We start from the raw sequence: 13864 nt of genomic DNA on the forward strand, positions 1-13864 counted from the left end.
TACAACCTGCAAGCTACAACGCGGTGACGGCTTCCCGCAGGACCGGCGCGAGCCGGCGGACGCCTTCGCGGATGGATTCCGGCGGCACGGCGCTGAAAGCCAGCCGGATCTTGTTGGACGGTTCATCCGAATGGGTGAATGCCGCGCCGGGAATGAACACGACGCCGGCGTCGATCGCCTTCTGCAGCAGGGGATAGGTGTCCACGCCTTCCGGCAGCGTGACCCAGACGAAGAAGCCGCCGTCCGGGCGGGTCCAGCTCAGCCCCTCCGGCATGTACTCGTCCAGGGCGGCGAGCATCGCCCCGCAGCGCTCCCGGTAGAGCACCCGGTAGGTTTCGATCTGGCCGCGCCAGTCGTAGTCCCGCAGGTAGGCGGACACCAGCATCTGGTTCAGCGTCGGCGGGCAGAGGGTGACGGCCTCGGCGGCCAGGTAGAAGCGGCGCTGCAGGTGGGCCGGGACGAGGGCCCAGCCGATCCGAAGGCCCGGCGCGAAGATCTTGGAAAAGGAACCCATGTAGATCACATCGTCCGGATTGGCGGCGCGCAACGGAACCAGGGGCTTTCCGTCGAAGCGGAGCAGGCCATAGGGGTTGTCCTCCAGCACCAGAATATTCGCTTGACGGCATATATCAACGACCTGCTGGCGGCGTTCCTGCGAGAGCGTGATGCCGGAGGGGTTGTTGAAGCTGGGGATGGTGTAGAGGAATTTGATGTTCTTGCCCGCGGCCTGGAGGGCGGCGATCCTGGCCGCCAGCAGTTCGGGGAGGATGCCGTTCCCGTCCATCGGCACGGTGGCAATCTCAACCTGGTAGGCCTCGAACGTGTTAAGCGCCCCGACATATGTGGGGTCCTCCACCAGGACGACGTCGCCCGGGTTGCAGAAGACCTTGGCGGCCACGTCCTGGGCCGACTGCGAGCCCGCCGTGATCACGACGTTCTCGGGCCGTGCATCGAGGATTCCCTCGGCCGCCATGACCTCGCAGATCTGGGCGCGGAGTTCCGGGGTGCCCTGGCCGTTGCCGTACTGCAGGGCTGTCATTCCCTGTTCGGCGATGATCCTGGCGGCGGTCTGCCCAAGCCGTTCCAGCGGGAGTGACTGAAGATACGGGCTCCCGCCGGCCAGCGAGACGAGGCCGGGCCGCATCGAAATGTCGAAGACGTCGCGCACCGCAGACTGCTTGATGTTTGCTGCGCGCTCGGAGAAGAGACTCTCGTGGCGGTGCGCGGACGTCGCCGCACGTTCGATTGCATCAATTGCCTCGGCCGGAAGGACTTCTGCGGCGGCATCCAGTGTTTCGTGGGTCACCTTCCCAAGAATACAACTCATGTTGTCAATAAGAAAACATTTGTTCACGCCTGGTCCGAGCGGCGTCCTTCCGAAGCAGCGCGGCCGGAGACGCAGAACGCCCCCGGCCGCATTCCTGCTGCCGGGGGCGAAGCCTGTCCCTGGGGTCAAGCCGGAAGTGCCTGGAATCAGGCTGCTGCGACGGTGCGTGCCTCTGCCAGAGCGTCGAATACGCCCTTGATCTGCTCGACAACCTCGGCGTCATCCTTCGGGTGGACCTCGGCGAAGCGGACCATGGAGCCCGGGACGGCCATCTTGACGTCTTCGAGGATCCGGGCGCCGGCGATGCCGGCGGCCTTGCGGGCCTCGTCCTGCGCCCAGACTCCGCCGAACTGGCCGAAGGCGGTGCCGACGACGGCGGTCGGCTTACCGGTGAGGGCGCCTGCACCGTACGGGCGTGACAGCCAGTCGATGGCGTTCTTCAGTGCGGCGGGGACCGTGCCGTTGTGCTCGGGGGTGACCAGGAGCAGGGTGTCGGCCTCGCCGGCGGCGGCGCGGAGGGCGGCCGCCGCGGCGGGAACCTGGCCCTCGACGTCGATGTCCTCGTTGTAGAAGGGGATGTTGCCAAGGCTCTCGTGGATGACAACCTCAACCTGCTCCGGCGCGTTGAGCTGGATGGCCTCGGCGAGCTTCTGGTTGGTGGAGTCGGCGCGCAGGCTGCCGACCAGGGTGAGAACAGTGTTCTTGGACATGTGTACTCCTATGCATCGCGCCGCGCGGTTCCGGCGGCCGGGTGGTGGTGGAGGCCGGTGGGGCCTTCACTCAGACTAAACGGACTGCGGTCCGGTTAATATTCCCGGGGGCTAGACTAAGCGGTGTGAGCCTCATCCCACTCCGCCCCGGCCCGCCCGACGGGACCCCGCCTGACGGGACCCCGCACGTCCGGCGGCCGGGCGCCGGGACCGAGCGCCGCGACGCGGCGCGGAACCGGGAACTTCTGCTCTGCGCTGCCCGCGAGCTCGTCGAGGAAGGCGGGGCAGGCAGCCTCACCATGGGCGCCCTGGCGCAACGGGCCGGCGTCGGCAAGGGCACCGTGTTCCGCCGGTTCGGCAGCCGTGCGGGCCTGATGCTGACCCTGCTCAGCGATGCCGAGGCCGAATTCCAGGCACGGTTCATGTTCGGGCCCCCGCCGCTGGGTCCGGGGGCTCCGCCACTTGAACGGCTCATTGCCTTCGGGGTTGAACGCATCGCCTGGCTCCTGGAATTCGGGGAGCTGGCGAGGGCCGCCGACGAGTCCGCCCACAACCGGTTCGACGTGCCCGCGGCCTTGCTCTGCCACCGTCACCTGGAGATGCTGCTGCGCGAGGCGCGCCTCACGGCCGACCCGTGGCTCATGGCGTCGGCACTCGGCGCAATGCTGGAGCCGGAGCGCCTGCTCCACGCCGTCCGGGTGCAAGGGGTGGCGCCGGAGCAGCTCGCGGAGACCTGGCGTGAACTCGTCACACGGATCCTCCGCGCCGCATAGGCGGCCTGCCGGTCGTCGCCAGCCGCATCGCATCCGATGAACCGTTCATAACGATCCGGCGGCGGACCCATGTTCCTGCACGCCGGGTCCCCTGCGCGCCATCAGCATGTGGTACTTTGCTCTGGAATGTGACCCGCAACATAGTCCCATCAGGGCTCCGCCGCTGGGCCTGTGGGCGGCCAGGCACCTGCCGGCCCGCGATCCCGGGGCGCCAGCTGAACCCCGTGCCGGCCGGGGAACGACGGAAGGACCGATGTTGTGAATAATGTAATGACCCCGGTGCGCAGGAGGGCTGTTCCGGCCCTGCCCGCGATGCCGGGTATTACATCCACAACCGCGATCCGGAACTAGTCGGCCCATGCTTCGATATCTCGCAAAACGTGCCCTGACGTATGTCGTGATGATCTTCCTGACCACCTCTGCCGGGTACCTCCTGGCCGTGAGCACGCTGCAGCCCGCGCTGCTGGAGCAGGAGCGGATTCCGCGGCCGACGCCGGAACAGGTGGTCAATTCCTTCCGGCTCAAGGGCCTTGACCCGACGCTCAGCCCCTGGGAACGCTACGTGGACTGGCTCACGGGAATCCTCACCCGCTGGGACTGGGGCCGCAGCCCCAACGGCGCCTACATCAACGCCGAGTTCGGCGACCGGGTGTGGATCTCGACCCGGCTGTTCCTGGCCGCGATCATCCTGACCCTGGTCATCGGCGTCGCCCTGGGCGTCTACACCGCCCCACGGCAGTACAAGGCCTCGGACCGGGTGATTACCTCCTACAGCTACCTGGTGTACATCGTTCCGGCGCCGATCGCGTACTTCCTGGTGCAGCTGGGGGCCATCAGCATCAACGAGACCGTGGGCGGGCGGATATTCTTCGTCACCGGGATCTCCACTCCGGGCCTGGCGGGTGACGGCTGGGCCCGGTTCCTGGACATGCTGGCCCACTATGCGGTGCCGACCTTCGCCATCACGATCGTGGGCTGGGGCGCCTATCAGATCGCCCAGCGCCAGTACCTGCTGGACAACGTCAACGCCGACTTCGTCCGCACGGCGCGGGCCAAGGGGCTGACCCGCAACCAGGCCATCGCCCGCCATGCTTTGCGCGTCTCCTTCATTCCCGTCGCGCAGAGCATCGCGTTCACCGTCCCGGCCATCTTCGCCGGCGGCTTCTTCGCGGAGAAGATCTTCGCCTGGCACGGCATCGGGTCCTGGTCCATCGATTCGATCGGCCTGCAGGATGTCAACGCTGCGACGGCGACCCTCGCCTACGGCTCCTTGATCTTCGCGATCGGGGCCATCCTCGCGGACTTTGCCACCACGCTCGTCGACCCGAGAGTGCGCGTGCAGTAACCATGACGAACCTGTTCGCCAGCGACCCGGCCGCCGTCGCCCAAGAAGCCAAGATCGAGAACGACGACGTCGTCATCGCCAAGTCGAGGATCATCCTGCGGCGTTTCCTGCGCAACAGGACCGCCGTCGCCGGCCTGGCCATCTTCCTCGCCCTGACCCTCCTCTCCTTCATCGGCGGATTCTTCTCCGGGTGGAACAAGGAGGCCATCGACCCCCTCAACATCGGCACGCCGCCGTCGGGGGAGCACCTGCTGGGCACCTCACAGGCCGGCATCGACCTCTACGCCCTGACCGTCGAGGGGACCCGGATCTCGATCCTCATCGGCGTCGTCGTCGGCCTCGTGTCGGTGCTGATCGCCGCCGTCTACGGCTGCACCATGGCCTATTTCGGCGGCAAGGTGGACAAGGTCATGCTGTTCATCCTCGAAGCCCTGATCATGATGCCGGCCCTGCTCGTCGTGGCCGTGGCCACCAGCGGGGGCGGCATCGGTCTGAAGAAAAACCTTCCCAGCTGGCTGCTGCTGATCATCGTCCTGCTGGTCTTCAGCTGGATGGGCACCGCGCGCCTGATCCGTTCCCTCTCGCTGTCCCTCATGCAGCGCGACTTCGTCAAGGCCGCCCGGTACATGGGGGTCCCGCCGCGGCGGATCGTCTGGCGGCACCTCGTCCCCAACATCGGCTCGCTGCTGGTCCTGGACATCACCCGCGGCGTCACGGGAGCCATCCTCGCCGAGGTCGCCTTCTCCTTCATCGGGATCGGCATCAAGGTCCCGGATGTCAGCCTGGGCGTGCTGATCGGCCAGGCCACGTCCCAGGTCTCCACCTTCCCGTGGATGTTCTGGGTGCCGCTGGCCGTCATGTTCCTGCTGACCGGTTCGCTGGCCATGATGAACGACGGACTTCGTGACGCGTTCGATCCCAGCTCCGGCTCCATCGGCAGCGCCAAGAGGAGCATCGCCCGGATGGGCACGGCACGGACGGGCAAGACACAGAACACCGTAAAGAAGAAAAGCGCATGAGCAGCGAAACCGCCCCCGGCGCCCCCGTCCCCGCAGGCACCCCCGGCGCCGTCGAGCGGCTGCACGTGGCCGGACTGTACGCCGCCTCGGATGCCGTCCTCTCCGTCCGGGACCTCAACGTCCGCTTCAATACCGAGAACGGGGTGCTGCACGCCGTCCGTGGCGTCGACTTCGACCTGCTGCCGGGCAAGACCCTCGGCATCGTGGGGGAATCCGGCTCGGGAAAGTCCGTCACGTCCCTGGCCGTGATGGGCCTGCTGCCGGACACCGCCGAGGTCACAGGCTCCGTCCGGCTGCTGGGCACGGAACTGCTGGGACTCGGCGACAAGGCGATGTGCCGGTACCGCGGCAACGACATCGCCATGGTGTTCCAGGATCCGCTGTCCTCACTGACCCCTGTCTACACCGTCGGGAACCAGGTCATCGAGGCCCTGACGGTCCACAACCCCACCATGAGCAAGCACGCCAAGGAAGCCCGCGCCGTCGAACTCCTGGGCCTGGTGGGCATCCCGAGTCCCAGGGACCGGCTCAAGGCCTTCCCGCACGAATTCTCCGGCGGCATGCGCCAGCGCGTGATGATCGCCATCGCGATCGCCAACAATCCGCGGGTGCTCATCGCGGACGAGCCGACGACGGCGCTCGACGTCACCATCCAGGCGCAGGTGCTCGAGGTGCTGCACACCGCGCAGGAGGAAACCGGCGCCGCCGTCGTGATGATCACGCACGACCTCGGGGTGGTGGCCGGGATGGCGGACGACATCATGGTGATGTACGCCGGCAAACCGGTGGAGGCCGGTACGGTGGACGATATCTACTACAACCCGCGGATGCCCTACACGATGGGCCTGCTCGGCGCGGTGCCCCGCGTGGACATCGCGGAGAAGTCCTCCCTGGTGCCGATCGAGGGCATCCCCCCGGACCTGGTCCACGCCCCCACCGGCTGCTCCTTTGCGCCGCGGTGCCCGCTGGCCAGCGACGCCTGCCTGGCCGGCGAACCGGCACTCTCGGGCGTTGCGGGCAGCCCCGGCCACACGGCCGCCTGCATCAAGAGCGCCGCGCTCGACGGCGTCGACGTCCACGAGATCTTCGCCGCGCCGGCCGTCCCGGTCTCCCGCCTGGACACGATCCCCCGGTCCGGGCGCAGGGCCGTGCTGGAACTCAGGGACGTGAAGAAGCACTTCCCGCTGACGAAGGGGTCGCTGATCAAGCGCCGGATCGGCACCGTCAAGGCCGTGGACGGCCTCAGCTTCGACATCCGGGAGGGCGAGTGCTTCTCGATCGTCGGCGAGTCCGGCTGCGGGAAGACCACCACGCTGCTGGAAATCATGGAATTCCACCGGGACCAGGACGGCGAGGTGATCATCGGTGGGCTGAGCAACAAGGCGGCCGCCGGCGCCCGGACCACGGTTGCCATGCGCAGGGAACTCCAAATGGTGTTCCAGGACCCCACCGGCGCACTGGATCCCCGCTTCACCGTCTACGAGGTCCTCGCCGAGCCGCTGGAGACCTCCGGGATGGCCAGGCCCGCCATCCGCAAACGGATCCTGGAGCTGATGGAACTCGTCGGCCTCCAGCCGGACCACGTCAACCGGTTCCCCAACCAGTTCTCCGGCGGCCAGCGCCAGCGCATCGGCATTGCCCGCGCCCTCGCCGTGAACCCCCGGCTGGTGGTCCTGGACGAGCCGGTGTCCGCCCTGGACGTTTCCGTGCAGGCGGGCGTCGTCAACCTGCTGGACCAGCTCCGCGCCGAACTCGGGCTGAGCTACCTCGTGGTGGCCCACGACCTGTCCGTGGTGCGGCATATTTCAAACCGCGTGGCCGTGATGTACCTCGGCAAAATCGTGGAGGTCGGCGACGTGGACCGGGTCTTCGACTACCCGCGCCACCCCTACACCCGGGCGCTGCTGTCCGCGATCCCGGTCCCGGACCCGCGCCTCGAGCGCAGCCGCGAGCGCATCATCCTCAAGGGCGAACTGCCCTCGCCCCTGGATGCGCCCACGGGCTGCAACTTCGCCTCGCGCTGCCCGGTGTTCGCCGCGCTTCCTGCCGCACAGCAGGAGAAGTGCCTGACGCTGGAGCCGCCGCTGGAGCCGGAAAAGCCGGCCGCCGTCCCGGTGTCGAGCAGCACGGCGGCCCCCGGCGCAGCCCCCGACCAGCAGTTCGCCTGCTTCTACCCCGACGGCGAACTGGCCGCGGACCTGCTCGTGGTCCATGAACCGGGCCCTATCATTCATCAGAACAACCCGCACCAAAAAATGAAGGGAACTCCATGAAGAAACTGACCAGGATCGGCGGCGTGACGGCCATCGTGGCGGCGCTGGCGCTGACAGCCTGTGGCGGCGGCGGCAAGACCTCCGGCCCCGAGTCCGGCAAGGGCCAGGAGGCGGGCGGCGATCTGGCCAAGCTCATCAGCGTCAACGCCAAGGATGCCAAGGACCTGCAGCCGGGCGGCACGATCACCCTGCCACTGGGCACGCTCGGCCCGGACTTCAACACGTTCTCCACCAACGGCAACACCGGCGACAACGCCGCGCTGCACGGCCCGATCAACCAGGCCGGCTGCTGGAGCTACGACTTCGACGGCACGGCCACGCCGGACAAGAATTTCTGCGAGGACGTCAAGAGCGAGGTCAAGGACGGCAGGCAGACCATCACCATCAAGGTGAACGACAAGGCCACCTACAACGACGGCACCCCGATCGACGTCAAGACCTTCGAGAACACCTGGCAGATGCTCAGGGGCGACAACAAGGACATCGACATCGTCACCTCCGGCGCCTACGCGTTCGTGGACTCCGTCAAGGCCGGCGCGAACGACAAGGAAGTCATCGTCACCACCACCCAGCCGGTCTACCCGCTGGAATCGCTTTTCGGCGGATTCGTGCACCCCAAGGTGAACACCCCGGAAATCTTCAACAACGGCTTCACGAACGACATGCACCCGGAATGGATGGCGGGCCCCTTCAAGCTCGACCAGTACGACAGCGCCGCCAAGACCGTCACCCTGGTCCCGAACGAGAAGTGGTGGGGCACCAAGCCTGTCCTGGAAAAGGTTGTCTTCCGCCAGCTGGAGATCAGCGCCGCGATCGCCGCCTTCAAGAACAGTGAAATCGATGCGGTATCCGCCAACTCCGTCACGCCGTACAAGCAGCTCGAGGGCACGCCGAACTCCGAGGTCCGGCGCGGCCAGCGGCTGTTCGCCGGCGGCCTGAGCCTCAACGCACTGAAGGCGCCGCTGACCGACGTCGCGATCCGGAAGGCGATCTTCACCGCCGTCGACCGTGAGGCGCTGCGCAAGGTCCGTTTCAACGGCCTGAACTGGGACGAGGTCCTGCCCGGATCGATGATGCTGATGCCGTTCTCCAAGTACTACCAGGACAACTACCCGGTCAAGGAGACCGGTCCCGAGGCCGCCAAGAAGGTCCTGACCGATGCCGGCTACCAGCCCAACGCGGCCGGCATCATGGAGAAGGACGGCGTGCCCGCCAAGTTCAGTGTCAGCAACTTCGGCGACGACCCCACGATTCTGGCGTTCACCCAGACCCTGCAGAAGCAGCTCCAGGCCGCCGGGATGGACGTCGGAATCGACCAGCGCGCCCTTGCCGATTTCGGCAAGACGATGGGCAGCCGTGACTACTTCCTGAGCGTTTCCGGGTACGGCGTCGGCCCGGACGCGACGGACACCGTCAAGCAGTTCTACGATTCCACGAATGAGAACAAACTCGGCGACCCCGAGCTGGACGCCGAGATCAAGAGGCTCTCCAGCATTGCCGACAACGCGGAACGCAACAAGGCGGCGATGGAAGTCGAGAAGAAGCACATGGCGAAGTACTTCTCCTTGGGTCCCCTGACGAACGGCCCGCAGATCTCCTTCGTGCGCACGGGCCTGGCGAACTTCGGCCCGTCGCTGTTCAAGAGCGCCTCCCAGGTTCCGGACTGGACCGCCATCGGCTGGGAAAAGAAGTAGCCCGCCCGTCACCGGAGGGAGGATCGCTGCGGGAGAGGCGAGGGAGCCTCGCGGGATAGTCTATGAGCCATGAGTTCAGAATCCAGCCGGCCCATCCGTACTGCCCTGGCCGGTTTCGGCCTCTCCGGCAGCGTCTTCCATGCCCCCATCATTGCGACGAACCCGGCGTATTCCCTCGACGTCATCTCCACGTCCGACGCCGGCAGGAAGTCGGCGGCAGCCGCCCGCCACCCCGAAGCCAGGATCGTGGACACGCCGGCCGGAATCCTGGACCTCGCCGGGGAACTGGACCTGCTGGTGCTCGGGACGCCGCCGGCCACCCATTACCCGCTCGCGAAGGCCGCGCTGGAGGCCGGGCTGGACGTCGTCGTGGACAAGCCTTTCACGGTGCGCAGCGCCGAGGGCCAGGAACTGGTCGAGCTCGCGGCGCGGCTGGGGCGGGTGCTCACGGTCTTCCAGAACCGGCGGTGGGACGGGGACTTCCTCACCGTGAAGTCCCTGCTGGAGAGCGGAACCCTGGGCACCGTGACGCGGTTCGAGTCGCGCTTTGAGCGCTGGTCGCCGGAGGTGTCCAAGGCCTGGAAGGCGTCCGCGACGGCGGACGACGGTGGCGGGGTGCTGTTCGATCTCGGCACCCACCTGCTGGATCAGGCCCTCCAGCTCTTCGGCCCGGGCACGGTCACGCACGCGGAACTGGACGCCCGGCGGCCGGGGGAGAAGGCCGACGACGACGTGTTCGTCGCCCTGCGGCACGATTCCGGCGCGACCAGCCACCTGTGGATGAACATGCTCTGCGCCCAGCAGGGCCCCCGCTACCGCCTGCTGGGCAGCGAGGGCGGCTTCACGAAGCACGGCGTCGACCCGCAGGAGCCCTATATCGTCGCCGGCGGCAGCCCGCTGGATGCCGGGTACGGCGTCGAGGATTCCGGCTGGGCCGGGCTCCTGGGCCGGGACGGCCACCTGGACAGGCTGCCCACCGAACGGGGTGCCTACCCGGAGTTCTACCGCCTCCTGGCGGACAAGATCCGCGACGGCGGCGCAAGCTCGGCGCTCCCGGTACCGGTCGATCCCGCGGGACCGGTCGAAGTCCTCAAACTCATCGAGCAGGCCCGGGCTCTGGCATAAACACCAATCGACTGCTCCGTAACTGCCGTTCTGGGGGTCCAAAAGGGCGGTTGGGCCCACACCGGCAGGGTTCCCTGGCCGAGCTTGCGAGGCGAGGGGGCCGGTGGGGAGCAGTCGATGCAGGAAAACCTACGCAGCGACCAGCTGGTGCCAGTCGGCCACGAGGGGCAGGTTGTGCGCCTCGGAAACCGAGCGGTGGGCGACCTTGCCGGCGGCGATGTTCAGGCCGGCGGCCAGGGCGGCGTCGCGCTCAAACGCGGCAGAGACGCCCAGGTTGGCCAGTGCCACGCCGTAGCGCAGCGTGACGTTGGTCAGCGCGTAGGTGGAGGTGTTCGGGACGGCGCCGGGCATGTTGGCCACGCAGTAGAAGATCGTGTTGTGGACCTTGTAGGTGGGTTCCTGGTGCGTGGTCGGGTGCGTGTCCTCGAAGCAGCCGCCCTGGTCCACGGCGATGTCCACCAGCACGGAGCCGGGCTTCATCCGGGACACGAGTTCGTTGCTGACGAGCTTGGGCGCCTTGGCGCCCGGGATCAGCACGGAGCCGATCACCAGGTCGGCGTCGACGACGGACTTGTCGATCTCGTAGGCGTTGGACGCGACCGTCTTCAGGCGGCCCTGGTACTGGGCGTCCAGTTCGCGCAGGCGGTTGATGTTGATGTCCAGGATGGTCACGTCGGCGCCGAGGCCCAGGGCCATGGCGGCGGCGTTGGTTCCGGCCACGCCGGCGCCGAGCACGACGACCTTGGCCGGGCGGACGCCCGGCACGCCGCCGAGCAGCACGCCCTTGCCGCCGGCAGGTGCCATCAGGGACGCGGCACCGACCTGCACGGACAGGCGGCCGGCAACCTCGGACATCGGGGCGAGCAGCGGCAGGGTGCGGCCCTCCTGGACGGTCTCGTAGGCGATCGCGGTGACGCCGGTGTTGATGAGTTCCTGGGTCAGGTCCGGCTCGGCGGCCAGGTGCAGGTACGTGAAGAGGATGAGGCCCTTGCGGAAACGGTGGTATTCGGCCTTGACCGGTTCCTTGACCTTCATGACCATGTCGGCGCGGGCCCAGACGTCGTCGGCTTCGGCGACAATCTCGGCGCCGGCGATGGCGTATTCCTCGTCCGTGATGCCGGAGCCCAGGCCCGCCCCGCGCTCCACCAGGACAGTGTGCCCATGGGTGCGGAATTCGTGGACGCCCGCGGCCGTGATGGCGACGCGGAATTCGTTGTTTTTGATCTCTTTGGGGACACCGATGATCATTTTTTGGCTCCAGTGCTGTCGGCCTGATGGGCCTGGTTGTGCGGGGGATGTTGTGCTTCCAGAATAGTTCCGCTTGTGAGCCAGGCAACAAGGCCGGACGGCGGCCGGGTCCGTCCATCCGCGCGTTTCCGGGGTTTTTGAGAAGTTGCATTAGACATTTGTCGAGCCAGCGAGCGTCAGGTGTCGCCTGCTGTCCGCTCGCCGCGGACCGGGCGGGGCAGTAGTCTTGGCAGCATGCAGCAGCCGGATGTGGAGCAGCTCGTGGAGCAGGTGGCGCTGAAGCTGGGCCGCGGCCTCTCGCTCGAGGACCTTGACGGACTCCTCCTCGCCTACAGCTCCAACCAGTCCCACGCGGACCGGGTCCGGGTGAATTTCCTGCTCAGCAAGCGGGTGCCGGTGGATGTCAGTGCCTGGCAGCTCTCGCACGGCATCGCGACGGCGGTGCGTCCCGTCGTCGTGCCGGCGAACGAGGAACTGGGGATGCTGGGCCGGGTCTGCGTGCCGCTGCTGGTGCGCGGCTTCCGGGTGGGGTACCTCTGGGTCCAGCTGGACGCCGACGAGCCCGGCGCGGCCTCGGTCCTCGCCCGGCTGCCGGAGGTGGGACGTGAGGTGGAGCAGCTGTCCGCCCTGCTGCTGGACTCCAACACGGCCGAATCAGAGTTCCGCCGCCGCCGCGAACAGGAGTTCCTGGCCGCCTGCGCCGGCGAGGCGAATGCGGTGGCTGCCGTGGCCGGCTGGAAGGAAGTGCAGGGCCGCGGGCCCTGGCAGCTCGTGACCGTGCTCGACGCCGACGGCTGGGCCGAAGGCGCGGACCCCATCGCCTCCACGCTGATCCACCGTTCCGCGGCGCTGCAGGCCACGGTGGGGGTGGACGCCGCCCTGTTCAGCGCCGGCACCGAAACCCACGCCGTCGTGCTGTTCAAGGAATCGCCGGGCCGGGCGGACCACGCCCAGGTCCTGGTCCACTACCAGCTGGAACTCGCCAAACGCTCGGGGCGGACCGTCCGGCGGATCATCCTCGGCGCGTCCGAGGGCTTCGCCAAGCCCCGTGAAATCGCCGAGGCCTACCGGCAGTCGAGGCTGGCCGCCCAGGCCGCGGCGGTGGACCCCCAGCTGGGTGAACTGGTCGACTGCCGCGCGACGGGCCTCTACCAGTTGCTGGCCTCGGCGGGCGGCGGTGCGGGGGCCTGGGCGGACGCGGGATCCGTGTACTTCCGTCTGCTCGAGGACCACGACCGCAACGGCGAGCTGCTGCCTGTCCTGGAGCTGTTCTATGACAATGACGGCTCGGTCCAGGAGGTCGCGACCAAGCTGCACCTGCACCGGAGCAGCATCTACAACCGGCTGGGCAGGATCCGCCAGCTGCTGGGGGTGGATCCGCTGAAGGGAATGGTCCGGCTGGAACTTCACGCGGCCCTCAAGGCGCGGCGCTGGGCCGGCCGGCCGCGGATCTAGGACGGGTCCCGGTAGGGCCCGTGTTCTGCGGTGCGCTCTGCTGCGCGTTCCGCCCCGGCTTCAGTACCGGAGCCGCGCGCGGCCTCCCGTGCTGCGTCCCGCGCTGTTCCCCGCGCTGTTCTTCGCCGGAGGCGCGTAATCCGGCTGTCCGTCCATAAGGAGACGGCCACGAAGGCGACGCAACTGGACATGAACGTGGCTGTGTTGTTCAGCCCCATGGCGGTCCCGAGGACGTAAGTGAGCACCATGGCGGCAATGCCGGCCACGATATGCCACCCTCTGAATTTACCCACCATTCAAGCGTAACCCCCGGCCCACACGCGTATCCTCGCCGCGCAGGGATCGTTGCTTGATCCTTATCGCCGCGTCACGAACCATCCGTACCGCCGTCATTCCCGCGGGTGGCGGCCCCGGCTGTGGCACTGGCTCCGGCCCCAGCTGTGGCACTGTCTCCAGCCCCAGCTGTGGCACTGTCTCCAGCCCCCTCCGGAGGAGCCTTCTTCTTCTGCGTTTCGAGCCATGCCATGATATCTGCGAGCCGGATCCGCCGGTGCGTGCCACGGTATTCCACCGGGATCTCGCCGCGGTCGGTCATGTTCCGCAGATAAGTGTGCGAAATGCCGGCCAGTTCCGCCGCCTGGGACGTGGTCAGCATTTCCTGGACGCTGCTGACCGTCGCGGCCTCGCCCCGGCTGAACCGGTTGAGCAGGTCGACGACGGCGTCCCTCGCCTCGGGCGGCAGCCGGTGCACGGTGCCGTCCACGAACACCGTGATGTCGTGTCTGCCGCTGAGCGCGTATTGGAGCTTCTGCGCGTCCTCGGCAGGAAGACCGGCCGTCACCCGGGGTGCTATCAATGCCATGGCTGAATCCTAGCGCGGCCGCCGCCGGGCCCG

12 protein-coding genes are annotated in these 13864 nt (G+C 67.7%); 7 read left to right on the forward strand and 5 right to left on the reverse strand.

The annotated features are described in order from the left end of the window. Positions 1 to 13: 13 nt before the first annotated feature. On the reverse strand, positions 14 to 1306 hold the full coding sequence (locus tag ACQCSZ_RS21530) for a PLP-dependent aminotransferase family protein (RefSeq protein ID WP_427005652.1): 1293 nt from the start codon (positions 1304 to 1306) through the stop codon (positions 14 to 16). A gap of 167 nt (positions 1307 to 1473) precedes the next feature. Next, entirely contained in the window at positions 1474 to 2037 is a 564-nt protein-coding gene (locus ACQCSZ_RS21535) for an NAD(P)H-dependent oxidoreductase (RefSeq protein WP_427005653.1), read from the reverse strand. 125 nt (positions 2038 to 2162) lie between these two features. Between ACQCSZ_RS21535 and ACQCSZ_RS21540 the strand changes: the two genes are divergently transcribed. The 6 genes from ACQCSZ_RS21540 (at position 2163) to ACQCSZ_RS21565 (ending at position 10266) form a co-directional block, all read left to right on the forward strand. Beyond that, positions 2163 to 2810 carry a TetR/AcrR family transcriptional regulator gene (locus tag ACQCSZ_RS21540; RefSeq protein ID WP_427005654.1) on the forward strand — a complete coding sequence of 216 codons (648 nt, stop codon included), beginning with the start codon at positions 2163 to 2165 and terminating at the stop codon, positions 2808 to 2810. A gap of 358 nt (positions 2811 to 3168) precedes the next feature. Further along, positions 3169 to 4155 (forward strand): ABC transporter permease, encoded by a 987-nt coding sequence (locus tag ACQCSZ_RS21545; RefSeq protein WP_427005655.1) that lies wholly within the window; start codon positions 3169 to 3171, stop codon positions 4153 to 4155. Positions 4156 to 4157: 2 nt separating this feature from the next. Then, complete coding sequence (locus ACQCSZ_RS21550; protein ID WP_427005656.1) at positions 4158 to 5174, forward strand: ABC transporter permease; 1017 nt, start codon at positions 4158 to 4160, stop codon at positions 5172 to 5174. Next, entirely contained in the window at positions 5171 to 7447 is a 2277-nt protein-coding gene (locus ACQCSZ_RS21555; protein ID WP_427005657.1) for a dipeptide ABC transporter ATP-binding protein, read from the forward strand. Before ACQCSZ_RS21550 ends, ACQCSZ_RS21555 begins: the two co-directional genes overlap by 4 nt. Next, positions 7444 to 9141 carry an ABC transporter substrate-binding protein gene (locus ACQCSZ_RS21560; protein ID WP_427005658.1) on the forward strand — a complete coding sequence of 566 codons (1698 nt, stop codon included), beginning with the start codon at positions 7444 to 7446 and terminating at the stop codon, positions 9139 to 9141. The genes ACQCSZ_RS21555 and ACQCSZ_RS21560 overlap by 4 nt, the downstream gene beginning before the upstream one ends. Positions 9142 to 9210: 69 nt before the next feature. Continuing rightward, positions 9211 to 10266, forward strand: coding sequence for a Gfo/Idh/MocA family protein (locus tag ACQCSZ_RS21565; protein ID WP_427005659.1), 1056 nt, complete (start codon positions 9211 to 9213; stop codon positions 10264 to 10266). Between the two features lie 129 nt (positions 10267 to 10395). Here ACQCSZ_RS21565 and ald read toward each other — a convergent pair whose 3' ends face one another. Further along, complete coding sequence (gene ald, locus ACQCSZ_RS21570) at positions 10396 to 11514, reverse strand: alanine dehydrogenase (RefSeq protein ID WP_427005660.1); 1119 nt, start codon at positions 11512 to 11514, stop codon at positions 10396 to 10398. Between the two features lie 234 nt (positions 11515 to 11748). Here ald and ACQCSZ_RS21575 point away from each other — a divergent pair, with 234 nt between their 5' ends. Beyond that, a complete protein-coding gene (locus ACQCSZ_RS21575; protein WP_427005661.1) occupies positions 11749 to 12969 on the forward strand; it encodes a PucR family transcriptional regulator in 1221 nt (406 codons plus the stop codon). On the opposite strand, the gene ACQCSZ_RS21580 is transcribed toward ACQCSZ_RS21575, so the two are convergent. Together ACQCSZ_RS21580 and ACQCSZ_RS21585 are read right to left on the reverse strand one after the other, a co-directional pair. Beyond that, positions 12966 to 13235, reverse strand: a complete 270-nt coding sequence (locus ACQCSZ_RS21580) for a hypothetical protein (protein ID WP_427005662.1) — start codon at positions 13233 to 13235, stop codon at positions 12966 to 12968. The genes ACQCSZ_RS21575 and ACQCSZ_RS21580 overlap by 4 nt on opposite strands. A 101-nt stretch (positions 13236 to 13336) precedes the next feature. After that, positions 13337 to 13831, reverse strand: coding sequence for a helix-turn-helix domain-containing protein (locus ACQCSZ_RS21585; protein WP_427005663.1), 495 nt, complete (start codon positions 13829 to 13831; stop codon positions 13337 to 13339). Positions 13832 to 13864: the final 33 nt, after the last annotated feature.

Origin of the sequence: Pseudarthrobacter sp. H2 (assembly GCF_050157045.1) — a bacterium.
Classification (GTDB): Bacteria; Actinomycetota; Actinomycetes; order Actinomycetales; family Micrococcaceae; genus Arthrobacter.

Bases quoted from the DNA above. Each gene is read 5' to 3' on its own strand.
- ACQCSZ_RS21550 (WP_427005656.1), top strand. From the start codon at position 4,158: ATGACGAACCTGTTCGCCAGCGACCCGGCCGCCGTCGCCCAAGAAGCC.
- ACQCSZ_RS21535 (WP_427005653.1), bottom strand. From the start codon at position 2,037: ATGTCCAAGAACACTGTTCTCACCCTGGTCGGCAGCCTGCGCGCCGAC.
- ACQCSZ_RS21560 (WP_427005658.1), top strand. From the start codon at position 7,444: ATGAAGAAACTGACCAGGATCGGCGGCGTGACGGCCATCGTGGCGGCG.
- ald (WP_427005660.1), bottom strand. From the start codon at position 11,514: ATGATCATCGGTGTCCCCAAAGAGATCAAAAACAACGAATTCCGCGTC.
- ACQCSZ_RS21545 (WP_427005655.1), top strand. From the start codon at position 3,169: ATGCTTCGATATCTCGCAAAACGTGCCCTGACGTATGTCGTGATGATC.
- ACQCSZ_RS21575 (WP_427005661.1), top strand. From the start codon at position 11,749: ATGCAGCAGCCGGATGTGGAGCAGCTCGTGGAGCAGGTGGCGCTGAAG.
- ACQCSZ_RS21585 (WP_427005663.1), bottom strand. From the start codon at position 13,831: ATGGCATTGATAGCACCCCGGGTGACGGCCGGTCTTCCTGCCGAGGAC.
- ACQCSZ_RS21555 (WP_427005657.1), top strand. From the start codon at position 5,171: ATGAGCAGCGAAACCGCCCCCGGCGCCCCCGTCCCCGCAGGCACCCCC.
- ACQCSZ_RS21565 (WP_427005659.1), top strand. From the start codon at position 9,211: ATGAGTTCAGAATCCAGCCGGCCCATCCGTACTGCCCTGGCCGGTTTC.